This is a genomic window from Zwartia panacis, assembly GCF_030410395.1.
Lineage (GTDB): Bacteria > Pseudomonadota > Gammaproteobacteria > Burkholderiales > Burkholderiaceae_B > Zwartia > Zwartia panacis.
On the sequence record NZ_JAUHHF010000001.1, the window covers coordinates 383,030 to 408,159 of the forward strand.

Annotated in this window: 24 protein-coding genes and 1 other RNA gene; 8 read left to right on the forward strand and 17 right to left on the reverse strand. The window is 47.1% G+C overall.

What is annotated here, in order from left to right; translation table 11 throughout:
- Positions 1–11: 11 nt before the first annotated feature.
- The 5 genes from QWY30_RS01780 to QWY30_RS01800 form a co-directional block, all read right to left on the reverse strand.
- Positions 12–908 carry a hypothetical protein gene (locus QWY30_RS01780; protein WP_290237670.1) on the reverse strand — a complete coding sequence of 299 codons (897 nt, stop codon included), beginning with the start codon at positions 906–908 and terminating at the stop codon, positions 12–14.
- A gap of 50 nt (positions 909–958) precedes the next feature.
- Entirely contained in the window at positions 959–1,411 is a 453-nt protein-coding gene (locus QWY30_RS01785) for a hypothetical protein (protein ID WP_290237672.1), read from the reverse strand.
- 65 nt (positions 1,412–1,476) lie between these two features.
- Complete coding sequence (locus QWY30_RS01790; RefSeq protein WP_290237675.1) at positions 1,477–3,156, reverse strand: carboxylesterase/lipase family protein; 1,680 nt, start codon at positions 3,154–3,156, stop codon at positions 1,477–1,479.
- A 112-nt stretch (positions 3,157–3,268) separates the two neighbouring features.
- Positions 3,269–4,402: a nucleoside hydrolase gene (locus QWY30_RS01795; protein ID WP_290237677.1), complete on the reverse strand. Its 1,134-nt coding sequence runs from the start codon at positions 4,400–4,402 to the stop codon at positions 3,269–3,271.
- A gap of 28 nt (positions 4,403–4,430) precedes the next feature.
- Entirely contained in the window at positions 4,431–5,678 is a 1,248-nt protein-coding gene (locus QWY30_RS01800) for a PLP-dependent cysteine synthase family protein (RefSeq protein ID WP_290237680.1), read from the reverse strand.
- A 159-nt stretch (positions 5,679–5,837) separates the two neighbouring features.
- Here QWY30_RS01800 and QWY30_RS01805 point away from each other — a divergent pair, with 159 nt between their 5' ends.
- Together QWY30_RS01805 and QWY30_RS01810 are read left to right on the forward strand one after the other, a co-directional pair.
- Positions 5,838–7,079 carry a class I SAM-dependent methyltransferase gene (locus tag QWY30_RS01805; protein WP_290237681.1) on the forward strand — a complete coding sequence of 414 codons (1,242 nt, stop codon included), beginning with the start codon at positions 5,838–5,840 and terminating at the stop codon, positions 7,077–7,079.
- A gap of 12 nt (positions 7,080–7,091) precedes the next feature.
- A complete protein-coding gene (locus QWY30_RS01810) occupies positions 7,092–7,469 on the forward strand; it encodes an EF-hand domain-containing protein (RefSeq protein ID WP_290237683.1) in 378 nt (125 codons plus the stop codon).
- Positions 7,470–7,483: 14 nt separating this feature from the next.
- Here the strand turns inward: QWY30_RS01810 and QWY30_RS01815 are convergent, their stop codons facing one another.
- From QWY30_RS01815 to QWY30_RS01830, 4 genes are all read right to left on the reverse strand, one after another.
- Entirely contained in the window at positions 7,484–8,779 is a 1,296-nt protein-coding gene (locus QWY30_RS01815; RefSeq protein ID WP_290237684.1) for a hypothetical protein, read from the reverse strand.
- Positions 8,780–8,810: 31 nt separating this feature from the next.
- Complete coding sequence (locus tag QWY30_RS01820) at positions 8,811–9,104, reverse strand: hypothetical protein (RefSeq protein WP_290237686.1); 294 nt, start codon at positions 9,102–9,104, stop codon at positions 8,811–8,813.
- Between the two features lie 143 nt (positions 9,105–9,247).
- A complete protein-coding gene (locus tag QWY30_RS01825) occupies positions 9,248–10,255 on the reverse strand; it encodes a Bug family tripartite tricarboxylate transporter substrate binding protein (protein ID WP_290237688.1) in 1,008 nt (335 codons plus the stop codon).
- A 17-nt stretch (positions 10,256–10,272) separates the two neighbouring features.
- Positions 10,273–11,232: a Bug family tripartite tricarboxylate transporter substrate binding protein gene (locus tag QWY30_RS01830; protein ID WP_290237690.1), complete on the reverse strand. Its 960-nt coding sequence runs from the start codon at positions 11,230–11,232 to the stop codon at positions 10,273–10,275.
- Positions 11,233–11,347: 115 nt separating this feature from the next.
- On the opposite strand from QWY30_RS01830, the gene QWY30_RS01835 reads away from it, so the two are divergent.
- Complete coding sequence (locus QWY30_RS01835) at positions 11,348–12,541, forward strand: porin (RefSeq protein ID WP_290237692.1); 1,194 nt, start codon at positions 11,348–11,350, stop codon at positions 12,539–12,541.
- Between the two features lie 36 nt (positions 12,542–12,577).
- Here QWY30_RS01835 and QWY30_RS01840 read toward each other — a convergent pair whose 3' ends face one another.
- Together QWY30_RS01840 and QWY30_RS01845 are read right to left on the reverse strand one after the other, a co-directional pair.
- Positions 12,578–14,125, reverse strand: a complete 1,548-nt coding sequence (locus QWY30_RS01840) for a class I adenylate-forming enzyme family protein (protein WP_290237694.1) — start codon at positions 14,123–14,125, stop codon at positions 12,578–12,580.
- A gap of 29 nt (positions 14,126–14,154) precedes the next feature.
- Positions 14,155–15,246, reverse strand: coding sequence for an oxygenase MpaB family protein (locus tag QWY30_RS01845; RefSeq protein WP_290237696.1), 1,092 nt, complete (start codon positions 15,244–15,246; stop codon positions 14,155–14,157).
- 350 nt (positions 15,247–15,596) lie between these two features.
- On the opposite strand from QWY30_RS01845, the gene QWY30_RS01850 reads away from it, so the two are divergent.
- Together QWY30_RS01850 and QWY30_RS01855 are read left to right on the forward strand one after the other, a co-directional pair.
- Positions 15,597–16,475 (forward strand): hypothetical protein, encoded by an 879-nt coding sequence (locus QWY30_RS01850; protein WP_290237699.1) that lies wholly within the window; start codon positions 15,597–15,599, stop codon positions 16,473–16,475.
- Between the two features lie 43 nt (positions 16,476–16,518).
- On the forward strand, positions 16,519–17,052 hold the full coding sequence (locus tag QWY30_RS01855) for a GNAT family N-acetyltransferase (protein ID WP_290237700.1): 534 nt from the start codon (positions 16,519–16,521) through the stop codon (positions 17,050–17,052).
- A 278-nt stretch (positions 17,053–17,330) separates the two neighbouring features.
- Here QWY30_RS01855 and QWY30_RS01860 read toward each other — a convergent pair whose 3' ends face one another.
- Positions 17,331–18,248, reverse strand: coding sequence for a LysR family transcriptional regulator (locus tag QWY30_RS01860; RefSeq protein WP_290237702.1), 918 nt, complete (start codon positions 18,246–18,248; stop codon positions 17,331–17,333).
- A 110-nt stretch (positions 18,249–18,358) separates the two neighbouring features.
- Here QWY30_RS01860 and msuE point away from each other — a divergent pair, with 110 nt between their 5' ends.
- From msuE to QWY30_RS01875, 3 genes are all read left to right on the forward strand, one after another.
- Positions 18,359–18,940 carry an FMN reductase gene (msuE, locus tag QWY30_RS01865; protein WP_290237704.1) on the forward strand — a complete coding sequence of 194 codons (582 nt, stop codon included), beginning with the start codon at positions 18,359–18,361 and terminating at the stop codon, positions 18,938–18,940.
- A 51-nt stretch (positions 18,941–18,991) separates the two neighbouring features.
- Positions 18,992–19,975 carry a DUF1852 domain-containing protein gene (locus QWY30_RS01870; protein WP_290237706.1) on the forward strand — a complete coding sequence of 328 codons (984 nt, stop codon included), beginning with the start codon at positions 18,992–18,994 and terminating at the stop codon, positions 19,973–19,975.
- A 62-nt stretch (positions 19,976–20,037) separates the two neighbouring features.
- Positions 20,038–21,063 carry a methionine synthase gene (locus tag QWY30_RS01875; RefSeq protein WP_290237709.1) on the forward strand — a complete coding sequence of 342 codons (1,026 nt, stop codon included), beginning with the start codon at positions 20,038–20,040 and terminating at the stop codon, positions 21,061–21,063.
- 242 nt (positions 21,064–21,305) lie between these two features.
- On the opposite strand, the gene QWY30_RS01880 is transcribed toward QWY30_RS01875, so the two are convergent.
- From QWY30_RS01880 to ompA, 5 genes are all read right to left on the reverse strand, one after another.
- Entirely contained in the window at positions 21,306–21,923 is a 618-nt protein-coding gene (locus QWY30_RS01880; protein ID WP_290237711.1) for a LysE family translocator, read from the reverse strand.
- 398 nt (positions 21,924–22,321) lie between these two features.
- Positions 22,322–22,684: a transfer-messenger RNA gene (gene ssrA, locus QWY30_RS01885) on the reverse strand.
- Positions 22,685–22,753: 69 nt separating this feature from the next.
- On the reverse strand, positions 22,754–23,419 hold the full coding sequence (gene gph / locus QWY30_RS01890) for a phosphoglycolate phosphatase (protein WP_290237713.1): 666 nt from the start codon (positions 23,417–23,419) through the stop codon (positions 22,754–22,756).
- Positions 23,420–24,148, reverse strand: a complete 729-nt coding sequence (ubiG, locus tag QWY30_RS01895; RefSeq protein WP_290237715.1) for a bifunctional 2-polyprenyl-6-hydroxyphenol methylase/3-demethylubiquinol 3-O-methyltransferase UbiG — start codon at positions 24,146–24,148, stop codon at positions 23,420–23,422.
- A gap of 180 nt (positions 24,149–24,328) precedes the next feature.
- Positions 24,329–24,892 carry an outer membrane protein OmpA gene (gene ompA / locus QWY30_RS01900; protein WP_290237718.1) on the reverse strand — a complete coding sequence of 188 codons (564 nt, stop codon included), beginning with the start codon at positions 24,890–24,892 and terminating at the stop codon, positions 24,329–24,331.
- Positions 24,893–25,130: the final 238 nt, after the last annotated feature.

The window sequence follows — 25,130 nt, forward strand, 5'->3', positions numbered from 1 at the left end:
AAACGAACTCATTAATCTCGACAGATTGAATAGACGAGTGTGGAGCGTTTTTTAGATTTTCCTTTAAATGCATAACGTGCATCGGGATTGGCATTAGGCTGCGGTAAATCTATCGAGCTCAAGACGGTTTGGTCGCCAAAGCAGCCACGAATATCGATCGCACAATGTCGGTATATTTCTACATATGAAGCGCCATCGTCGACTTCAAGATCAAAAATGTCACGATCTTTACGCTGATCTTTCGTGGAGTCAACGATCAGACTTTTATGGATTTCAACCCGGCTGCTGCTGATATTTAATGCATCTTCCATCGGATTTTTGATTTCGAGTCGATTAAAAGAAACGTGAGAATTTGTAATATCAATGCCGTCATCGGCTGAGTAAAAACTGCGTACCGCACGAATATTCCATTCGTTTTTACCTACGCCCAATATAGAGAAGCCGTCAATATCGTCTCGCACTGCTATTTTTTTTTGCTTTCTCGTTTCACTCGCTGGATCGAAACGTCCAAGGTAATAAGTCGCTATCATCTCTGCATTGAAAGAAGACAGAGGTTTTTTGCGGTTGACTGTCACTGAGACCGTGTCTTTGGTTGCGTCTTGGAAATTACCTAAAAACCAGACCCCGCCGTTATCGGAGTGTTTGACTGGTTTGTAATTTTCATCGGCAGCCTTGATATACAGGCGTTTAGCCAATAGAGTCGAGCCTTGGTCAAAAATCAAAGCGGATCGACGCAGCTTGGATTTTTCTTTCATTCCATTTGTTAGCAATATGGTGACGCGATCCTCAATGGTGAGTGTGACGCCACTCGCGACATGCACTTCAGCATCTATGACATAAATCGTATTCGCTTTGAATGTCGTACTTTTTTTAATGTGTCGTGCGATTAATTCAATACGTTTATTCATGATTCAAGTCTCTGGTGAGTGCAAATGAGATTTCTGCTTTTATAGATCGTTTATGTTGGACGACTGACTTTCGCTGCATTTTTGCGAGTTGCTTTCTTCGCGGATGTTGAACCTTTCGCTGGTTCAGAGTGTTCGGTTGCGTTCAGTTCAAGCGCACCTTTTTTAAAATTGACCGAGCGGGAAACTTTTTTATTTTCGTTTGGATCAACGTCAGCTTTGGAGTTTTTACGTGCGCCAGGGGCAGAGGCTTTACCGCCAATGATTTCTGTATTGTTTTCTCGCATGCCCCATTCTTCAGCGTCAATGGCTTCATCAAAACCAATCAATATGATGTCGCCCACGTGAATATGCACATTCACCTTCCCATCAGAGTGACTGAATTGACCGCTGCGACTGATGGCTTGTGTGATGGAGGCGGCAGTCTTCGTTGCGAAATCCGTTAGGTTTTCAGTTTGACGGTTTATTCCCGGCACTTTTTTAGTCGTTTTTTTTGCGGTTTTCATAGATGTATTGACCTTAAAGTGTCTGATGATTGGTAAAAGAGTGAATAGTGGCGGGTCATTAGAGATCAGGGATTAGGGTAGATACTTTTCCACCAGTCACATTGATGCGCTTGACCGCCATCGAATTGACCGACACTACCTGGGGCAAACTTAAATACATTTTGACTATTTTTATATGCAAGCCATGGGTTCTTTGCATCAATCTTAGGTTGTCCCGTTGCAACGAATGCAGAAAGATGTTGGACCATCAAATCTGCAAGTTCTTGAGATTTTGGTTCCAAATTTGGCGCATTGATTTTTTTATTATTGGAATAGTTCGGGAACCAATAGTTGATGATCGAGGAATGAACTGGGCCCAATGGAAAGTCTGGATAGGGAGGCATGATGCCAACACCTTTGACTAGAGCATTCGGATCAGCAAACTCAAACAGATATGAAGGACGGGCACCTGGGTAGGCAATAATCTTATCGGCTGTTCGATAGTAGAGACAATTATTAATCCCAATTAAAGGATTAAAGTCAGAAAGTACTTCACCCAATCTTTGTGCTCCCACCTTTGGATTGTCAAATCCGTACTTGTTTGCGACCGCATTTGCATGTTGACCATACAAGTTTTTCAACCAGAGATTGTTAATTGTTTGATTGTCGACTGATGGTCCTTTACCGCCTAGTGCATCTTGCCACCAATAGCCAACATAAAGAAGAAGTTCTTTTTGCATTCCTCCCATGATCAATGGCACCGTTGTGAATTTACCGCCGTTTGTCCGATTTAATGCATCGGATATTGAGGTTGGAATCGTGGCATTTGGATGGGATGCCGTTCCAGGAGTCGGTGCATAAATGGCAAGGTCGGTGGGGTTTTCGTCTGCAAATTTTGTTTGAGCTTTCAATATTTCAGCGACTGATTTGCTGCGTAAGCATGTCAGATCAGAATCTTCAGGGCAGCCCAGATCTTTGGTAATCACTTTTCCGATGGCGTTAATGGCCTCAGGGACTGTTTTGATTGGAGCCAGACATCCCGCACTGACAATCATTGCTTTATGAAAAAGACCTTTAACCTGGTCAGGACTGCTCAGATGCATGCAAACAGATGCACCGCCTGCGGATTCACCTGACACCGTGACATTATTTTTATCGCCACCAAAAGATGAGATATTACGTTGAATCCAGCGCAAGGCTTCTCGCTGATCTTCGATTCCAAAATTGCCATTAACCGCTTCTTTAGCGAGCCCTGGTAAAGGCACGAAGCCTAAAAATCCCAGCCTGTAGTTTGCTGAAACAACTACCATGCGCCCCTCTGAGGCGAGTTTGTCTAAACGATACAGATTGGAAGAGCCACCCACAAATGCGCCACCGTGAATCCAGAACAAAACGGGTAGTTTTTCTCCAGGCTTGAGGTCTGCTGGTGTAGAAATATTCAGGCTCAAGCAGTCTTCTTCGATGCTGCTGTCCGTTAAATTAAATCTGGAAACTTGGGGACACGCGGGACCAAATTGACTGGCGTCTAGCGTGCCATTCCACGCGAGGGCCGGCTTGGGCAAACTCCAACGTAAGGAACCCGTTGGATTTTGTGCGTAGGGTATGCCTCGATATTCGATCACGTTTTGACCTGACGACGCTTTTCGTATTTGACCTTGTAAGCGACCCGTATCGATATTAATTGGATTTGACGTTTGTGATGCAAAGCCAGTCAGGCTGAACATGGATAGAGATAGCAAAATGCTTTTGCTGAATATTGAGCGCATCTTTTGTTCAGTGCTTATAAAAAGAGGTGTTTATAAGAAAGAGAAGGTAATAAAAATGTATCATTGAACGTGGTCTTCAATACCGACCAATTGCGACATGTCCTGTAGAAAATCAATTCGTTGTCCGCAATGTTTCAATGAAATTTTTTTCAAAAATCGGTGCATTGACATGCATACAAACATCGATTTTTTTTCCATTATTTGAAATCAGCGTCGCTCCTGCCGATAACTCATTGAGGGCATTCCGTTTTTTACCCTCAGCATTCGTCAGTGGAAATGCAGCAGACGGTTGTCCATTCGGTAAACCTTGATCAGTGCCTGTTGATGTCACGATGTCCAGTAAATACGTTTGGGTCTGATCACAAAACTCGGGATTTGCAGCAACCGAAGCCGTGAGAGGATCCCAGTGGTAGTATTCGCCGTTAGTTGTGGATTGCAAAATATTTTTAAAAATACGATCCGCAAAGGCTTCTAGGGGTTGTTGTTGCTCTCGCTGCAGTCGAGTAATAAAGTCCTTTGTCAGAGGGACCTTATTCGTTGCATCAAGTGGCACCAGAGTGATGGGTACGCCGCTTGTAAAAACAATTTTGGCTGCGATGGGATCGATGTAGTAATTCCATTCGGCTTTTGTGTTGGAGTGGGAGTCTGTGAAACCTGGAACGCGCAGATTTCCATTTACTTTTACCGCGCCACCCATTGAATAAATTCTTGTGATTTTTTCCTTAAGTTCCGGTTCTACCGATAGTACGGTTGCGATATTTGTCATACTGCCGATAGCAAGAATATCGACTGGACGCTTACTTGAACGAAGGAGTTCAGCGAGTAAAGTAGGACCGTCTGGGTATATTTTCGAAGGCGTCGAGGAGGGAATCTTTTCTCCCATCATGTCCTTGCTTGTTTCGCGCCATGGTGTTGGATAGGATGCAAAACCATCCATTGGCCAATTTGAACCACAACCAATCGGTTTGTCTTTGTTTCTTGTGGACAAACTCAACAGGTATTGAGCATTACGACCCGCATACTCACAGGTAGCGATACCATTCCCAACAATGGTGACACCGAGCAAATCAATTTTCTGATTTTGTGCAATGTATGCAATCGCCAACCAATCATCTGTTCCCATATCAGTATCGATAATGAGGGGTTTGATGCTTGAAATCTCAGCCTTTGGAGTGGATTGGGTGTGAGCTATATTAAAAACACTCAATAAAGACAGGGCAATCAGAGATTTTGCTATGCGACGCATTTAGTTTTCCTTTTAATGCATTTCGCTCTCATTGACCTTTGCTCCAAAAATTCTCTATACGTTTAAGTGGATCTTGATATTGAAGCCCGGATTTTTCAAGCCATGAGGCGTTGTAATAATTATCTGCATATCTGAGCCCTGCATCACAGATGATGGAGACGATTGCTCCTGATTGTCCCGATTGGTGCATTTCTTTGACGATACTCAATACTCCACAAAAATTTGTGCCCGTAGAAGGCCCGACATCAAATCCGACGAGTTTGGAGACTAAGTGCATGGCTGCGACTGAATCCGCATCAGGCACCTTAATCATTTTGTCTACGCCTTCACGCAATAGGCTAAAGGTATTCCCCATTTTGATCGGTCCGCGAGAGCCGATGCCCTCGATTCTTGAGCCTTTCGAGATTGATAAGCTGTTGTCACCGGTTTTGAACCAATCCATTAAGACAGAGTCCTCCGGGTCGACCACTGCAAGTTTTGCCGGACATGCACCGTCGTAATCTGACCATTTCCTAATGTATCTGGCAATGCTGGTTGCTGTCCCGCCAGAGCCTGCTCCCGCAACAAACCATTGCGGGCATGCATGATCGCTATGTTGAAGCTGTAGATAGATTTCGTTGGCTATATTCATGGTTGCAGCGGGATTCCCTTTGTAATAATCAAGGGCTTTTTCCGCATTGGCAAACTGATCAATGTTGTAGGCGAGGGGGTCTTTTTCAATTTCACGTCGTATGAATTCAGCAGGTGTCATGTCTTGCGTCAGAATTTCTGTACGTGCCCCAAAGCCCCTGATTGCTCGGAGTTTTCCTTCACTGACGCCAGGACGCATGACCGCAGTAAAGTTGAGATTCAGCAGTTTGGCGAAATATGCTTCTCCGATGGCGGTATTGCCACTGGAAGCTTCGTATAGCTTTGTTTGGGGTCCGATTTTCCCTTCAATGATGGCATGCATGATCAGCGCCCACGCGACACGATGTTTCAAGCTGCCCGTTCTGGATTTGGATTCGTCTTTGAGATAAATGCTTATTTTTTCATCGAATGGGCAGTTAGTTTTGATGAGTGGCGTAACACCCGATTGCTCACGATCACGCCACATCGTTTTAATCGCTTCACGTATCCAGAGTCTATTGGTGCCTGAAACAAGATGATTGGCATCTACAAAGTTATAGCGAGGCTCAGCCAGGACATAGGGGATACCCAATGTCAAACTTCCGATGCCGAACATTCCGTTTTTTAAAAACTTTCTTAAAGAAGTGTTTGGTTTATTAGTGTTCATTTATTGAGCAACGAGTTGCACTGAAGATGACCAGATTCTATCCCTACTCATTATCTTGCTTACCCGATCGTCAGAATTTGTCGGAATTGTTCTGGTGGAGAGTTTCATTTTGAAATGTATATTGAGTGAATGATTGAGATTATTCATCCGTCTAGAAATATGAATTCGCGATTACTTCTTGAGCAATATCGTCACTGGATCTATCCTAGGCCTATCGAGGATATGCGGAAAGCGATTTCTTCGGGAGGGTATCTTGAGATCGGTGACCCCACATACTATTGGCCCTTAATGTGGTCAGACAGTCGCCGCGTCGATCAACCTTTAGATGTATTGTGTGCGGGTTGTGGAAGTAACCAAGCTGCTTATTACGCTTGTCAGAATCCTCAGTGGAATGTAGTGGGTATCGATGTATCAGATTCGGGTTTAGCGCATCAGAGTCTACTCAAAGAGCGACACGCATTAAGAAATCTTGAATTGATTGAGATCGACCTCACACAAGTTTCCCAGTTGGGGAAAAGTTTTGATTTCATTACATGTACTGGTGTGCTGCATCATATGACCGATCCTGATGCCGGTCTCAAGGCACTGTCCTCAGTTTTACGTCCGGACGGTATCCTCAATATCATGATGTACGGAAAGCATTTGCGCATGGGTATCTATCCGTTGCAGGAGGCGTTCCGACTCATGCGACTTGAGCAGTCATCCAGTGACGTCACGTTGATTAGAGAGATTTTGCAGTCTTTACCGCAGGATCATCCTGTCCACAGATATATGCGTCATTCAAATGATCTAGGTTATGACGCAGGTATCGTCGATACCTTTTTAAATCCGTTGGATCAAGCTTATTCAGTTAAAGATATTTTTTCTTTTACCAGGCGTGCTGGCCTTGAGTTTTTAAATTGGTGTGAACCTGCAGAATACAGTTTGCGAGCCCAGGTCCCTGAGGATCATCCGCTTTGGTCAAGGCTTGATGATCTATCGCAAGAGGAGGCTGCGCACCTCTGCGATTTGTTGTTGCAGTCCCGAGGAACACATCGCTGGATGGCTGCTCACCCTGATTATGTTGCAAAAGCAAAGATTCCATTTGATCATGATGCTTTATTTGATTACACATTCAGATTGACCCCAGGGGGAAAGATCAATGAAGGCCATGATTCCAGCGGCTCGGACTTGTTTGAGTGCACCAGAGGCAATCTTACTTTCAAATTTCCAGGGCTTTTGCATCATCTGACTGAATGCATGAGTTTCTCAAGATCCATCAGATCTGTACTTGAGTCGGATGCGTCATTCGCTAATGATATTCAATCTCTCAAAGCCTATGTGTCCCGAACTTTGAGAGATCTCTACGAAATGGGGCATGTACAGATTTTTATGCCTGATTCATCTCAGGTTTTGTCTTGAAAGGAGAGTAAGGTGAAAAAAATATCGATCGCTTTGACTGTCGCAGCAATCAGTTCTGGCGCTTTTGCACAAGGTGGCAATGGAGGTCTCGGAGGAAATGGCGGAAATGGAGGCGCCATTATCGAAGATCCTACTCGAGGTAGTCTGGCGCCAAATATGAGATCAGGCGGTAATGCAGGAGCCGTATCTGCTGGTGGTAATGGTGGTAGCGGAGGTAAAGGTGGATCTGGATTCGATGAATGGGATCTGGATCGTAATGGTGTTCTGAGCATTGCAGAAGCACTGCGCGCCGGTTTTACAGAAACACAGTTTGTCGCAATGGATACTGATCGTGATGGGCGTGTGACTCTCAAAGAATTCACGGTCGCCAGCATCACGCCTCAGAGATAGTTGTATTGATCGATTTACCTTACGATGACTGCGGGAGAAGCTGGAATCGCTCCGGGTATCTTGGCAATTGTGACTAAGGTCGCCATAAACTCCATCACGTCCTTGGTGTAGGACTCGTCATTATCTGCTACCGAGTACGTGATGCCTTTGTATTTGACAGTCGCTGCGGCATCAATATTGCTTGCATTTTTATAAACCTTGAATAACGGCAAGGGTTTTTTGTAGCGTTGATTATAGCTATCAAAGACTGATTTCGAAGGTTGCAACATGACCTCTTTGGATCCATCTCCTTCGAATTGCACATTCAAGACTGCGCCCAGAAAATCGAAGACGTTTCCGGGTGAACGAATACCGATGACAAACTCTAGATTTTTGGCATCAGGAAAATGCGAGATGAATGCTTTGATTGCCTTCGCATACTCCATATCAGGCTTTGCAAAACGCGGGGAGTCCTGGCAATAAGATTGCGGGCTTAACATATCCCCAAGTAACTCTTGTGTACGATATTTGTTTACACACACGCGCGCTTGTTGATCATTTCTCACCAGCTGATAGAGTTCTCTGCCATTTTTATTGACCTTTTCGAAGGAAATCAGCCCTTTAGCCAAATTGTCTACAGTGGATCCGCCCCACGCATCCAGTGACCTGCTCAAGGCAGCCTGCTCTATTGGCGGACCTAGTGGTGTCTTGACTAAGGTATTTTCAACTGTGAGCCCTGATTCGATCAACAAATACAAAAGGTCTTGAAAATCCTTATATTTGGGATCGAGTGGATCATTGTTAAAGCGATGAACTGAGGCATTATTTTTTCTTAACTCAATATTCTCAATTAACAGCGTGTAAGAAACAGCACGTGGTAACAATCGCTCAGTTCCTTTTACACCCAGCACTCCTAAAGGTATTTCCTTTAAAAATGATTGCATGAATTGTGCGTTATCTAAAGACGCTTGAGTAAAAGTAAAGCCGTTATTGACAGAGAGCCCGAGTGAGCCCGAAGTGATGGAAGGCGGGGATACCTGTGTTCCCGCACTTTGTGTCGTGTTCACACCAGCATTGGCCATCACGTTCCCTGTGCCGATGACGGAGGGAATATCCAAAAAGCTCAATGGCATATTCTTTGAGGAACGAACGACATTTAACAAAATGTTTTCATTACTATAGTTTTCAACGACTTGTCGGTAGGCTGTGGACATGTCGCCAAAACTGCTGGAGTTGATGCCTGTACAACCAGACAATGCACCCACGAATGCTATCGCTGACAAAGTTTTAATTTGCATCGTACGACCTATAGTCAAGAGAGTGAATTTCATGGATTTCCGTTATTTAAGAAATCCATGAAGATTATTTTTTTTCTGTTCCGCTAGTGACAGGTGGCGTTTGGGTTTTGATATGTTCACGCGTTGTGTCGCGTTGCGCCTGTGTCACTGAGTCAGTGATTTGATTATTAATCGGCGTAGGGTAGGAGCCAGGAGGCTTGGGAGCGACAGGCGTGGGCAAATTAGGAGCGGGCATCACTTGCCCGGGCATTGTTTGCGGGAGATTCGTTTGAGCAAGTGTTACTGTTGAGAATGAAATGGCGCCAGCAATCGCAAGTGACCATGCGCACGAATTCATCAATTTATAGATACCAGACATGAAAAACCCCGATGAACACCGGGGCTTGCTGAGTTCAGGGCTGAACTCTTCTAAAGAATCCCCAATGTCATCGGAGTTTAAGCTGACAGAGTCGGCGACCACATTTTTTAAGCAGTTTTGTCGTAATTTGTCGGTTTTAAAGGCTAGTCTAGTTTGATGCCCGCACTCACGACTTTGCGCCACCCTTGCAGCTCATTCTCCATCATTGAGCCAAATGCGGCAGGAGATCCATAAAATGGAGTGGCACCCTCGCGCTCAAAGCGGTCTTTCAACGCGGGTGATTCACTGTTGATCGCTGCCTTGAGTGTCGAGATGACATTGGCCGGTGTGGATTTGGGCGCAACAATACCCCACCATGTCGAGACTTCGTATCCCGGAACACCACTTTCGATCACAGTCGGTACCCCAGGAAACATGGTTGATGGCTCTTTGGACGTGACCGCGAGCAGGTTGACCTTATTGCTTTGGATTTGTGCACGTATGGTCGGAACTGTCGAGAAAAATACCTGGGTTCGGCCCGCAATTAAGTCTAGAGTTGCAGGACCGCTTCCTTTGTAGGGAACGTGAGTCATTTTGACTCCGGCCGCCTGAGCATACATTTCCGCGGCTAGGTGGTTGATTCCTCCAGGCCCAGAGGTGCAGTAGGCCAGTTCACCGGGTGATTTCTTGGCTTTCTCTAAAAGCTGTGCCATGGTTGTGATCCCGGAGTCTTTCGAGGTCACGACAACGAGGGGCCCGCTTCCCAGCAAGGCCACCGGGGCGAAATCTTTAATCGGATCGTAGCTGGGCTTGGGGTCAGAAGCGGCATGCGTTGCAAACGTGGAGGTCACAAAAAGAAGTGTATGACCATCGCCTGGTGCTTTCGCGACTCCATTGGCCGCGATTGAGCCACCCGCTCCACCTTTGTTTTCAACAACAACCGGAGTTTTTAACTTTTCACTCAATAATTTTGCCAAGTCGCGAGCGATGCTGTCTGTACCTCCGCCTGCGGCAAAGGGCACAACAAGTGTGATTGGTTTTTTGGAAAAATCGACAGGCTGCGCCTGCGTTGCCCAAGGCGTGACGAGGGCCGTGGCAACGAGGGTGTGACAAACGAGTGTTTGTATAAAAAGACGGCGTTTATTGATTTTGAAGCTTCTTGATGGACGCATGTTTCTCTCTTGTTGACTTAATCGATTGTGATCTTGCCATCCTCGATCACTTTTTTCCATCGAGCAAATTCATCCGCCTGGAACTGAGTGAATTGTTCCGGTGTATTGGCGACAACTTCGAGTCCCTGGGAAACAAATCTCTCTTTGACTGCTGGATCATTAATGGCGGCAATAATAGCTTGTGAAAGTTTTGATTTGAGCTCGGCAGGTAAGCCTTTGGGGGCCGCGACGGCCTGCCACGAATAGACATTGACGCCATTCACATTCTGTTCTTTCAAGGTGAGTACCTCTGGTAAAACAGTAGAGCGATTATCTCCAGTGATTGCCAGCGCCTTTAGTTTTCCAGCCTTGATATGTGGAACAACCGCATTGATATTAAAAAATGCCGCGTCCATTTGGCCGCCGAGCAGATCGTTCAGCGCGGGTGCGCCACCTTTGTAGGGAACATGTAGGCCTGTTGTTTTGGTTTGTTGCCAGAACAGTTCAGCGGTCAGGTGGTCAGAGGAGCCGTGACCAGAGGAGGCGAATGACACTTTTCCGGGATTTTTCTTGAGTTCCGCAAGCACGTCACTCATGTTGTTGAAACGCGAGTTGGCAGGAACGACTAAAACGTTTGGCGCTTGAACAGCGACAGTCAGATAGTCAAAGTCCTTCAGTGCATCGTATTGCAGATTCTTGATCAGGTGGGGTGCGATGACGAGCGGACCAAGGGATGAAACAAAAAGCGTATAGCCATCTGCAGGTGCGCGTTTGACAAGCGTGGCACCGATCGTACCCGTCGCGCCAGCCTTATTTTCCACAACAAAGCTACCACCAAATTTTTCTTGCAGTTTGGGAGCTAGGGCGCGTGCAATGCTGTCAGTCGGACCACCGGGAGGAAAGGGGACGATGATCGTGACAGGTTTTTCTGGATAAACAGCCATTGCGTTAAAAGATGCCATGAGTGAGATAAGCATCGTGGCCAATATTTTTTTCATGTGTGTCTCCAAAGTTATATTTTTATAAATTTATCTTAGTTCCACCTTCTTGTCGATATCATGGCTTATCCCTAAGATCCAACCATAGCAGTTAATTCAATACAAGGATTTTAGTATGCGATTAGTGCCTGTCATTCGTTTCGTATGTTTAACATTTTGTGCAACGACCAGCCTTTCCTTTGCACAGTCATCACTCACACTGTACGGTACTGTCGATTCAGGTTTTGCATATCAAAACCACTCAGCCAATGATTCTGGAACATATGGAAGCGCGTCTCGCTTTGCGATGGTGAGTGGTGGACAATCAGGTAATCGCTTTGGTCTGAAGGGTAAGGAAAAAGTTTCTGAAAATACCGATATAAATTTTGTTTTGGAAAACGGATTTGATATCGGTAATGGTACGTTCAGTCAAAGTGGTCGAATGTTCGGCAGACAAGCTTGGCTTGGTGCGAGTTACAAAGGTTTAGGGAATTTTCGACTGGGTCGACAATATGATTTTGCGAATGATTACACATCCGAATTAACACCATTCGGACCGGGTGATTTTGCTTCGGCATCGCTGGGCTTATCGTTCGGATCAGCGAATGCAGAGCGCTTCAGTAATATGATTCGATTAGAGACTGATCGTATCGAGGGCTTCAAAGCAGGCGTAGGCTATACGTTTTCTTCGCAGATACCATCTGCCTACGTCATAGACGGTGCGTATCCTGTTGTTCCTGGTGAATCGAGAGATTACAACTTCGCGAGTCAGGATAACCTGCGTGCGCTCTCGTCTGGAATCCAATATCAGAGTGGTCCACTTTATACGACAGCGACCTATGATGCCTATTATCCAAACGCTGCAACTGCTAAAGGACAAGTGCCGAACGCCTCGGCATGGATTCTCGGTGCGGCATACAACATTGGTTCATTTAAATTATCAGGAGCCTATGGGCAAACGCGCAATGCCTGGTTAAATCCTGCTCAGCTCATTCAAACATTCACGCAACCTAGCAACCTCGGCACAACAAATAACAGCATTGTTTTTGATCAGAACATCGCAGTCGATTCATATTTATTAGGTCTGACTTATACACCCAATAAAGTCACCAACATTTTTCTGTCATGGCAGATGGCAAAACCTTCAGCTGGTATGCAATCGAATCCATTCTTTCCTATCGATACTCAAACCGTTTACAGTTTTGCATACACATATAACTTTACTCCCCGGACAAACATCTACGCGATGGGTGCATATTCGACCAACTACAGCATGAGTCAAGGTCTGACATACTCCTTGGTTGGAGTTGGTATTCGTCATAAATTCTGACCTAAATACAACATTTTTTTAAAATGTAAGTATTCGTCAGATTGATTTTTGAACGGATTGATTCCTGACCCGTAATAACTTTTTATCGACCTTTCCTGCAGCAGTCAGTGGTAAAGAATCTTTAAATTCGAATGATCGGGGGCACTTGAAGCGACTGAGCACATGACGACAGTGATCCAGCAAGATTTCTTCACTGGCTGTCATGCCTGCTTTGAAAACGATCACCGCATGCACACTTTCTCCCCACTTTTTATGCGGGATACCAATGACAGCGCATTGGCTGATACTTGGGTGACTGCAGATGACACTTTCTACTTCAGCAGGATAAATATTCTCGCCGCCAGAGATGATCATATCTTTAAGGCGGTCTGTCACAAACAAATAGCCTTCTTCGTCCAGGTATCCCACATCTCCTGTTCGTAACCACCCATCCAGATATGCTTTTTCGGTATCCACAGGACGGCGCCAATACCCTTTCATGATTCCGGGACCTCTTAACAAAATCTCTCCATTTGTACCGCAGGCGACAGGTTCGCCGTTTTCATTAATGATGCGGATTTCGGATGATAAGGTTCCGCGTCCGACAGATCGGAAACGATTACTTTGAATAAATGAAGGATGGTTCTCTATGGACAAGACTGAAACAGAGGCTGCGGTTTCTGTCATGGCATAGGAATGGACGAATTCGACTGCTGGAAATCTGGCTAACGCTTCTTGCAGTAAAGGCAATGCAATGGGTGCAGCTCCCCAGAAAACTCTCTTTAAGCTCGGCAGGTATTCTGGATCAAAATTCTCCGTATTCATCAACATCTGCAGCATACTGGGCACCAGCATTAAATCGTGGACACCCTCTTGTTTGATCAGCTCGATGACGGATTGAGGTTGAAAGCCTGGTAGTGTCACTGATGTACCGCCCACCAGAATTTGCAAAATCATTCTAGAAAGTCCTGCGACATGAAACATCGGCGAGGTGAGCAATGTCACCGAATTGGATGCGCTGGGTACCTCAACCATGCGACCGACAAGGGAGGACCAGAAATTTCCATGAGACAACATGACACCTTTAGGTGAACCAGTCGTACCGCCTGTATAAACTATTGCGGCTAGGGCATCTGCGGCGCACCGCATGTCATCCATTGGATGACTTGAATGCGATACTTTTTCTAGATTAATGTAGCCCTCCGGTTCCTGATCATCATCCAAATACAAGTACCAATCAAGTGCCGGCATGTCTGAATCGATTGCCTGAACAATGGTCAGCATATTTGAGCAAGTCGCGACTGCTCGTGCCCCCGAGTCTGCAATCGCATAGCCCATCTCTGAGGGTGCCCAACGGGTGTTCACAGGTTGTGCGACTAATCCAGACCACCAGCATGCCAATAGCAACTCGATCATTCGATCTGAGTTTTGAGAGACAATCGCTAGACGGTCTCCTGCCTTTAATCCTAGTTTATGCAGGGCAGAGGCCCTTCGTGAGACACGCTCGATTAATTCGGCGTAAGATTGACGACGATCGCCACTCACTGTCGCTATTTTTTCAGGGTGGCGTTGCAGCGAGCGATGAAGTCCTGATGTCAAATACATGATTTTTTCTCATTCCCTCGGTAGGATATTTAATTTTGTTGATAGGCTGCAGAACCGTCTATTTGGGCGCAAATTGATTGGATTTGCTTGGCTGATTGCTCGATGACAGTCTGTTTGTAATGGAAATCTTCTCTGATTCGTCGCATGTGGTAACGATTGGCATTGACATACGTTGGTATGAGTGAACTCAGTGAAGTGTCTGAAGCGCCGACTGCATCGGCTAAAGCATCACCGTGGATATGACGCGCAAATCCGTGCATGAGTGAAGTGGCAATGTCTTTTGGGAGATTCATCGCTAAAGACATGCGTTGTCCCATTGCCTCCAGCATAGAAAGAGTCAGAACTTTCGATTTTTCGCTTGGATTGGGCATATCTTGATCGAATTTTTTTAACCAAGCTAAAGCGCGACCGGGTTGTGCAAGCTCTGACATCATTCTGACGGGAATACCTAGGAGTTGTCCGACGAGATGCCAAAGCGCGGCGACATGATGTTGCTCCTCCTCGGTCCATTCAATTCCAAGTCGCTCAAGCGCTTGTGGTGATACGATCGCAAAATCCAGCCAGGTACGAACCATTTGTCTCTGATCAAAAGGTTGTTTGTTGCTGAAGTGTGGGGCATCCTTTTTAATACTTGCACGAACTTTTGCATGAATCAGTCGAACTTGCAGTGTGTGCACATATCCATAACCTCCCGGCTCCCAGGCATCTTCTTGCAAAAGCTTCAGGAGCCAGAGTTGAGTTTCAGACAGACGTTTGGACGCCATTTCATTCACGAGCTTTCCGGTCTGAACCAGAATGTTGGCAATTGCTGGATCTGTATAGGTGTGCAGTAGCGCTCCGGGACCTAAAGAGATGCTCAGCCAGAGTGGTCCGATATACAAATAGGGGATCGAAGCTTGTTTCAGGCATGGGGAATTCTTTAATAATTCTTCAGCCTGAGAGAGAAACGATCGATAGGATGGTGGTGCCTGTGGAATCGACTGAACGCCTTGCTTGACGCCTTGAATTAACCAATCTTTTTCTAGTGGCGATGCCTTGAGCCAATCTTGAATGGCCGCATCGGCAAGTGGATCGCCTTCATTCAGTTCGGGCCATTCATTTAGATTGATTTCATGATTCATCTCAATACGTCCGTTAAAAGCGCCTAATCTGCTGTGCTCTAGCTCGTCATGGCTCAATAGTTGAGTTCATGAACCGACTGAAATTGATATCAAGATACTTCGAGTGATCAAATAAATATTTTGAATCGGTCGAAATACAAGTCGTTTGACGAGGGTTGTCCTTGCTGAGACTTTAGATTTAGTAGATTGTCATACTAGCGTGCTTGCAGATCAGTGGATGCGTGATGTCAGTATTCGTCAGATTTTCTGTTGCCAGATTTTGCTGGAAATACCCTTGCCAAACGCGCATGGTTTAAATAGGCGGTGACCTCTACACTGGTGGTCCAGCATCACTTAATCGGGCCATCGCAATGAACAAAGCATTTTTCCTCGGCATGGCACTTCCTCTTTTGACGGGTCTCTCGGCATCGGCTTATTCCCAATCGAGCTCCGTATCACTCGTTCCGAACTCCGGCGCTTACATCGGTCTTGGTTTTGGTCTGAATTCCACGCAGTTCAAAGGACAGATGCTTGAAGCCACAGGCATCTCCAATGTCACGAATACATCCACAGGTGCGCCTGTCTCCTCAGGGACTGCAGGAGGTCCTCCAGTGGGGATCGATATGCCCACTGCAAATGGTATATCTCCCTTGGTTCAAGGCGGATATTTTCAAAAACTTCAAGGATCTGATTACCTGTGGGGAGTGAAATTCTCCTACGGCTACCTGGGCGGCACCACTGCAACCAATGACTACATTAGAGTGCCTCAATATGGCTCGTACTCAAATGGCACACCGTTTACAGGGAATGCGATCGCGAGTTCCTATCAAAAGACCATTCATCATCAATTCTCTTTGATTCCGTATTTTGGTCAATCGTTTGAGCGAGGCACGGTTTATGCCGGTATAGGTCCAACGCTGTCGCAGGTCGATACCAAGATCAATAATTTGGTGGGTTTTGCTGATCTAAATGGAGTGAGAACCGATATTTCCGGTACACCTCAAAATTTTTCAGCCAGCCAGTGGGTGTGGGGTGGGGCTTTAGTATTGGGCGGTACGTATTACATCGACAAGTCCTGGTTTCTGGACTTGAGCTACACCATCAATATGACGCAAAATAAAACGGCGAGCTACTACTCGACGTTTAACAACCCAAGCTCACCCAATACATATAGCGGATCTTTGATTGGAAGCAGTACTGGCACGGCGACCACACAGTCGATTATGCTGACAATTAACAAGGTTTTTTAAGCGCATAGCTCGGTCATTTAATTGCTTGGTTAAGATACTTTTTATGATGAATAATCTTAAATTTGTAAATGCTCATAGCCCTGAATGGTCTGAAATCGCGATGTCGATGACGCGCGACTATTTTCATTGGATGAATGGGGAAATTGAGAAAACCTGTTCCTTCTCAATCAGTGATGTAGTGGGGATGCCCTTGGATCAATACATTACGACCGCGGCAAATGAAATCTGTCCGAAAGACCCAAGCGCAGCAAAATACTATTTATTAGTGGATGATGGAACTGCTGTGGCCATGGGAGGATGGCGAACACTGCCGAGTGGCGATGCCGAGGTCGTTCGCATTTACACAAAACCAGAATATCGTGGACGCGGCATGGGAAGTATGACTATGCAACGCTTGATTGAAGATGTGCGCCAAGCAGGTTTTAAAAAGCTGAAGTTAGATACCGGTATCTTTATGAAGGATGCACAAGCCATGTATGCCTCACATGGCTTTAGTGCTTGTTCAGCATATGAAGGTGCGGAACCGCCCGCTGCTCTTTTACCTTATTGGCTGTTTATGGAGTTAGATCTTAGCTGATACATTTATACTCTGAACAGGTCCTCACCTTTCACCTCAAAATCCGGCCTTGTTCGATTGAGGACGCATCATTTGCGTGATGTTTCAGCTCAATGTGGGCTAAAAAAAAAGACCATCCTCGAAAGGATGGTCTTGTGCGGTTTGGTGGTGGGATGGGAGCTAAGGGAAAAAATTAGTAGTGCAAAGGGTTTGGGTAATTGATAGTTATTGTTAACAGGTGAGGGCTTAGCCGTTTGATTAGGTGTCTCCAATTTGGACTAGTGCAGATATGCTGTCGTTTAGTCGCTAGAATTGCAAACTTTGCCAGTCGCGTCACTAGGCTGGCGAGCCAGCTCAATGAAAGCACGAACGTAATCTATAGTTGTATCCGCTTCCCGGGCTCCCAAGAAAATCTGTTTGGCGATGCCGCGTGCGCCCAGCCGCACCGGCACAACATCCATCTTCGCTGCGTATTCCTCGACAAGCCAGCGGGGTAGAGCGGCCACGCCGCGGCCGTTGGCTACCATCTGAAGCATGATGTCGGTGGTTTCGATGGTTTTGTGGCGCCTGGGAGTGATGCCGGCTGGCAACAGGAATTGGTTGTAGATGTCCAAGCGTTCGATATCCACTGGGTAGCTGATAAGTACCTCGCGGGTTAATTGCTGGGGTTTTACATAGGCCGTCGAAGCCAAAGCATGGTCTTTACCCACGACAAGTACCTGTTCGTAGTCGAACACAGGTTCGAACTTTAAACCAGGTTTATAAAGTGGGTCGGGGGTGACTAGCAAGTCGATCTCGTAACCTAAAAGCGCGCCAATTCCGCCAAACTGGAATTTTTGTTTGACATCCACATCCACGTCGGGCCATGCGGTCAAATAGGGTGAAACCACCTTAAGTAACCACTGGTAACAAGGGTGACACTCCATGCCGATGCGCAGCGCACCTCGCTCGCCCTTCGCAAACTGTCCAAGGTGCTCTTCAGCTAGGTTTAGTAGCGGTAGCACCCTATTTGCCACCGCAAGTAGGTACTGACCGGCTTGTGTCAGACGCAGACTTCGTCCTTCTCGTAACCAAATGTCGGTGCCTAGTTGCTGCTCTAGTTTCTTCATGGTGTGGCTAAGAGCCGACTGGGTCAGGTGTAGCACGCCCGCGGCGGCAGTCAATGAGCCTTGTTTCTCGACCTGCTGAAGGATTCTTAGATGAATGCGTTCAATCATTTTAATGATTATTTTTCATGGATTCATGAGATAAAACCATTTTACTTCATGAATTATGAAGTCTAGCATCTCAACCATGGCATCTGTTATATCCTAGATTGGTAACGAAAATGACTCAACCTCTCCGTGTAGTAGCGGTTTCTGGCGGACTGCAAAGCCCTTCCAAGTCTGCAGCCTTGACAGAGCACATATTAGGTCTAATCGCTGATGAAATCTCAAGCGAACAACATATGGTTGAACTTGGGCAACTCGCACCGCTGCTTGCTGGCGCGATCTGGCGATCCCAGTTGCCCGAAGTCGTGGAGCGCAAGCTTACTGTAGTCGAGCAAGCCGATATTCTAGTGGTCGCAACACCGGTCTACCGCGGTTCCTACACGGGGCTCTTCAAGCATTTCTTCGATTTTATTCATCAGGACGCCTTGATCGACAAGCCAGTTTTGTTGGCTGCCACCGGTGGTAGCGAGCGCCATGCATTGGTGATCGAACACCAGTTGCGGCCGCTTTTTAGTTTCTTCCAGGCGCGCACATTGCCATTGGGCATATATGCGACTGACAAAGATTTTGTCGACTATCGATTGCAGGACCCCGCCTTGATCGAGCGGACTAGGCTGGCGTTGCAACGGGCAATGCCATTGCTGGAGCTGACGCGCAAAGCCAGGCACCCTTTGGTCGAGCAATTAGCTGTGGCCTGAAACAGAAATCTGCATTTTCTTATTTTTAAATTTTAAAAAGATTAAATCACAATGAACCAAGAACTTATTTTTAAACTGAAAAGTATTTGCTTCGATGAGAACTATTCTCCATCGGACAGTACGCGTCTCACCACGAATTTTGCCAATTTGGCACGAGGCACGAGTCGGCAACTGAATTTGCGCAACACGTTGGAGATGATCAACAATCGCTTCAATAATCTTGCCCAATGGGATAATGCATTGGGAGATCGATACGCTGTTGAATTGGAGATTATCTCTGTCGAGATTAGTCTCGGTTCTGGAAGTAGCGAGACTGCATTTCCATTGATCGAAATGCTCAATACCAGCATTCTCGATAAGAAGGCGAACAAGCGCATCGATGGCATCGTGGGAAACAACTTCTCTTCCTACGTGCGCGATTACGACTTCAGCATCTTGCTGCCGAGCTTCAATGTGGATCGCTCGGAATTCAGTATTCCAGATGATTTTGGAGACTTGCACGGAAAGCTGTTCCAACAATTTTCTTGCTCTAGCACTTACAAGCAACGGTTTAGCAAGCCACCAGTCATTTGTATCAGCGTGTCGACTAGCAAGACCTACCAGCGGACCTTGAATCAGCATCCGGTATTGGGGATTGAGTATCAACAGAATGAACTGTCTCCGACCGATCGTTACTTCGCAAAAATGGGAATGCAGGTTCGTTTTTTCATGCCGCACAATGGCGTTGCACCATTGGCTTACTACTTTTACGGTGATTTACTGGGCGACTACACAAACCTTGAGCTGATCAGCACAATTAGCACCATGGAGACCTTTCAGAAGATCTATCGTCCCGAAATCTACAACGCAAACTCTGCTGCGGGAAGACTATATCGCCCAAGCTTGGAATGTCAGGATTACTCGTCAACGCAGATAGTCTACGACCGGGAGGAGCGCACCCAACTAGCCGTTAATCAAGGAAAATTTGCGCAAGAGCACTTCATCAATCCCTACAAGAACTTACTTGAGCAGTGGGTGACTGATTTCGCGCATTAAATGCTTGATTTATTCGGAACAATTCACGTTCCATACTTATATACATTACAAGGAATTTTCATATGTTTGAAACTTCGATAGCTGGGAGTTTACCTAAGCCCGCATGGCTGGCTGAAACTAACAAGCTTTGGCCTCAGTGGAGGGTTGAGGGCGACGCACTGCTTCAGGCCAAAGCAGATGCGACCCTGTTGTGGATCAAGGCTCAGGAAGATGCTGGCCTGGACATCGTGAGTGACGGTGAGCAATCACGCCAACATTTTGTGCACGGATTCCTTGAGCAGATTGATGGCATAGACTTCGAGCATAAAGTGAAGATGGGCATCCGAGATAACCGCTATGACGCGATGGTGCCGCAGGTAGTATCGGCGCTAAGGCTGAGAGGTCGGGTGCATGCCTTCGAAGCGCAGTTGGCGCGTGCGCATACAAAAAAGAAGTTGAAATTCACTTTGCCTGGCCCGATGACTATCATTGATACCGTAGCAGATCGATTCTACGGCGACAAGGTCAAGATGGCATTTGCGTTTGCTGAATTACTCAATCAAGAGGCGCTCGCATTACAGGCAGATGGTGTGGACATCATCCAGTTCGATGAGCCTGCCTTCAATGTCTACATGAAGGATGCGGCTGATTGGGGAGTGCAGGCGCTGGAGCGCGCCGCCCAGGGTTTGACCTGTACAACGGCGGTCCACATTTGCTACGGCTATGGCATTAAAGCCAATACCGATTGGAAGAGCACGCTTGGTGAAGAATGGCGTCAATATGAAACGGTATTTCCTGCGCTGGCCCGCAGCAGCATCAACCAGGTGAGTCTCGAATGTATTCATTCTCATGTACCTCCTGATCTGATGAAACTGCTGGAAGGTAAGGATGTGATGGTTGGCGTCATTGATGTGGCAAGCGACGTGGTCGAGACACCTGAGGAAGTTGCAGACACGATTGGCCTAGCGCTGAAGTTTGTGCCGAAGGAGAGATTGTTCCCGTGTACGAATTGTGGCTTGGCACCGATGGGGCGAGAGGTGGCATTACGCAAGCTTCAAGCATTAGCTGAAGGCACGAGGCTGGCAAAGGAACGCCATTCCAAAACTTGAGGCGCTCCGAATCCTTGCGCATAGTCCGTCGCTCAGAACCCCGTATTTACTGAGTCTTGAGCCAAAAAAAAGGCCCGGAGATTATCCGGACCCTTCGCGGTATGGTGGCGGTTGATTTTTGAGCATGGCTAGAAATGACATGTAACACGACATTTGCAAATCAATCTATGGTAACTAGAGGTTGCAGGGTTCATCCGTTCAAAAGGACGTTTTCGCCTGTAAACCTTAACTGAGAAGTTAGTTCAAATTTCACGCCGAGCTAAAGCCAGAAAAGCACCGATTCCAATCATCGTGCCTCCTGATAAACGGTTCATTAATTTCGCTCGAGCTGTGCGAGCAATATCGGACTTCATTAATCGATGAGCCGCGAATACTGCAAAGATATCAACCAGTGTATTGAGTGCAACGCATACACATCCAAGTAAAACAAACTGCGCAACAAGAGGTTCCTCTCGGGAAACGAATTGAGGTAGAAATGCTAGAAAAAACAAAGCAGTTTTGACATTAAGCGTTTCAACCACAACGCCTTCGATCAAAGCGCGTCGACTGCCTTGAGATGGGATGGAACTGACCGTAACCTGCGTTTCCTTGCTGCGCAGTATGCGAACACCTAGGTAAACAAGATATGCTGCACCAATGTACTTCAGCAAGTTAAATGCCATGGCGGATTCAGCAATGATGAGCGACAAACCAAGTGATGAGGCTAGAACGTGAACGAGTCCGCCCAAGCTAGTCCCTAAGCACGACGCCAAGCCTTCAGCGCGGCCACCTGAGACAGTCCTGGCTACAACATACGCAAGGCCAGGTCCTGGGGTAATGGCTAGAAGGCCGGCAGCGAGCAGAAAGGGGATTAAGGACATATTGTGATCGCGTTTAAGAATCCGTTAAATCTAAGGTCATTTTGGCATAATCCCGATGCTAGGCGTCTGACCCGAACTTGGCAAGAATCAATAGAAATATCTAGTTACAACGCCTCAAAACGAAAAACCTCCATGACTAACGCTGTTGGTTTGGGTACATTGGATTGCTCCTCATAATTGTCTTCGAAATGCCCCTCGTAACTCATTGATTTATATAGAGGTGGGGCTGCGCCTACCCGCAAGCTAATCGGAGAAAAGAGACAAGATCGGCGTGAAATTCGTACTTTTTTTGATTTATTCGTCAGATCCCATCCGCAAGCCTTTCGCCCAGAACCCCGTAAACACTGGGCTTTAAGCCAAAAAAAAGGGCCCGGAGATTATCCGGACCCTTCGCGGTATGGTGGAGCCGGGGGGAATTGAACCCCCGTCCGCGAGCCCTCTGCAGGCAGTTCTACATGCGTAGTCGATTTACTTTTTGTTTAACCTCGGACTTAGCCAACCGACAGGCCGGACCTTGGCGATTCACTTGGATTTAAGAATTTGACGAGTGACCCGGCAAACCCCGATTCTTTGTAAATGACGCTGCTGTGGATTTCTCCACCTGACCCAAAGACAAATCAGTGCAGCGGCTCACCGCTTAAGCGGCCAGAGCGAAACGCTCGTCGTTGGCGTTTATAGTGTTTCCAGTGGATTTACGAGCGAACTGGTGCTCGGCATGCCCTGCGCTGTTTCGCGACCCACGTCGAATCCGGATCGGCCCCAGTTGTTGGATTGTAGACGAACAATCTATGAACTCTGACCATTAAGTTGTAAAAGAGTTCAACGATCGGTCACGTATTTAAAAGTTTTCTAATTGCGGGCCACATTTCTCTGGCGGAGTTCACACAATGATCCGCTTGCCAGGTCTCGATTGGGTGATCTGGACCGCAATAACCATAGCCCGCGGCAATGGAGGCCATGCCCGCCGCACGCGCGGCTTGTATGTCACGAATATCATCACCAATGTAAATACTGCGATCCGTGCCAAAACCAGCCTGTTGTGCTGCGTGCAGCAAGGGCAGGGGGTGCGGCTTTGAGTGCGCTGTTGTATCGCCACAGACAAGCACGGCACAGTCCTGATCGAGTCCCAATGCGGCAACGAGAGGCTTTGCAAGATAAGTGGCCTTGTTGGTCACAATGCCCCAGGACAACCCTTTGCGGGAAATATCCTCTAGCAACTCAGGCACGCCATCAAACAGGCGGGTATCGACATGCATAGCCGCTTCGTAATCTTTCAAAAACTGGACACGGTGCTGTTCGTAGTCAGGATGTTCTGGCGTCATATCCAGCGCGCAACGCAATAGCCCACGCGCGCCAGCAGAAGAGTAGGGCCTCAGCACATCAATGGGTAAGGGCTCCAAACCAGCTCGCACGCGTTGCTTGTTGGCGGCAGCTGCCAAGTCGGGTGCTGTGTCGGCAAGTGTGCCATCAAAGTCAAACAATACTAGTGCGGTCATTTACAGGTCGCCTTTGCGAGTGGCCATGAGGTAGTTCACGCTCGTGTCGTGATTAAGAGAGTAATGTTCAGTCAGTGGGTTGTACCCCATTCCAATGACCTGATGTGTCGTGAGGTTGGCTGCGCGGGCGGCTTGCGCGAGCTCACTTGGGCGCACAAAGCTGCGCCAGCTATGCGTTCCGCGCGGAAGAATACGCAAAATGTACTCCGCGCCAATAATCGCGAATAAAAACGATTTTGGGTTGCGATTGATGGTCGAGAAAAAAACCCAGCCGCCAGGTTTGACGAGCGTCGAGCATGCGCGCACGATTGAACCGGGGTCTGGCACGTGTTCGAGCATCTCCATGCAGGTCACCACATCAAACTGACCGGCTTGCTCGAGTGCTAGATCTTCTGCTCGGATGTTGCGATAGGTCACTGTCACGCCAGATTCAAGGCCGTGCAATTTTGCAACCTTGAGAGATTTCTCCGCTAAATCTATTCCTGTGACTTCTGCGCCACTGACCGCCATACTCTCAGCCAAAATGCCACCACCGCTTCCCACATCGAGGACTCTTTTGCCCTGAAGCCCGCCAGTCAGGCCTTTTATCCAGTCCAGTCGGAGCGGATTGATGGCATGCAAGGGTTTGAATTCACTATTTGGATCCCACCAGCGCGAAGCAAGGGCGCTGAACTTGTCCAGTTCAGCTTGATCAACATTGTTAGAGCCCATGGGCGTCTCAGAGTTCATGGCGGTTCTTTTAAAGGTCTGACGAGGAGGCTTGCAGTCAAGTGCGTGACAAACGTTCGATACAGTAACAAACTTTCGCTTGCAAACGAATGTAATCCCCAAAAGAAAAAAGACCTCGCGAACGAGGTCTTTTAATCTAACCAGAACCGCCGAAGCAGTCTGGCCAGTCAACATCAAGAATTACTTCTTGCTGCCGATGATTTCAACGTCTACACGACGGTTCTTAGCACGACCAGCTGCTGTACGGTTGTCAGCGACTGGATCGGACTTGCCCTTGCCGGAAGCAGTGATACGATTGGCTGGAACGCCTTTCGATACCAAGTATGCTTTCACAGCATCAGCACGACGGATCGAGAGAGCCATGTTGTAGGCATCTGTACCGATGGAGTCAGTGTGACCCACGGCGATGATGGTTTCAAGGTTGATTTCGGCTTGGCGAGCAGCAACCTGGTCGAGCAACTTACGACCTTCTGGCTTGACGATAGCCTTGTCGAAGTCAAACAAAGCTTCTGCTTTGATTGAAATCTTGTCGGCCATTGGCTGAGCTGTCTTTTTGACGCACTCTGCAGCAGCCGTAGCTGGGGTCCAGAAGTTGTCCTGCCAGCAGAGTTCATTGGAACCGTTCTTCCAAATGAGCTCATTTGAGCCGTTCTTCCAATTGTCTACCGTTTGCGCGGAAGCGACGCCAGTTGCTGTGAAAGCAGCAAAGGCGAGTGCCAGAGCGAATTTGGAGGGTTTGTTCATGTTTCTCCTCGTTGAGCTTGAAGCTGGATAAGTGACTCGCAGCGAACCCCCGCCGCAAATAAAAAAATACATCAGGAAACGGGTCCAGTAAAGCAACACAGTGAGCACTTTTTTAAATACCCGCTGGGTTTCCTGCGTGCTGATCGAATCTTAAGGCATTTGATGAGGTTTAGTCACTCTTCTAGTGCTCTAGGGGCTCTGATATGCGTATTTATACGCTTACCGGGGGTTTCTTGTT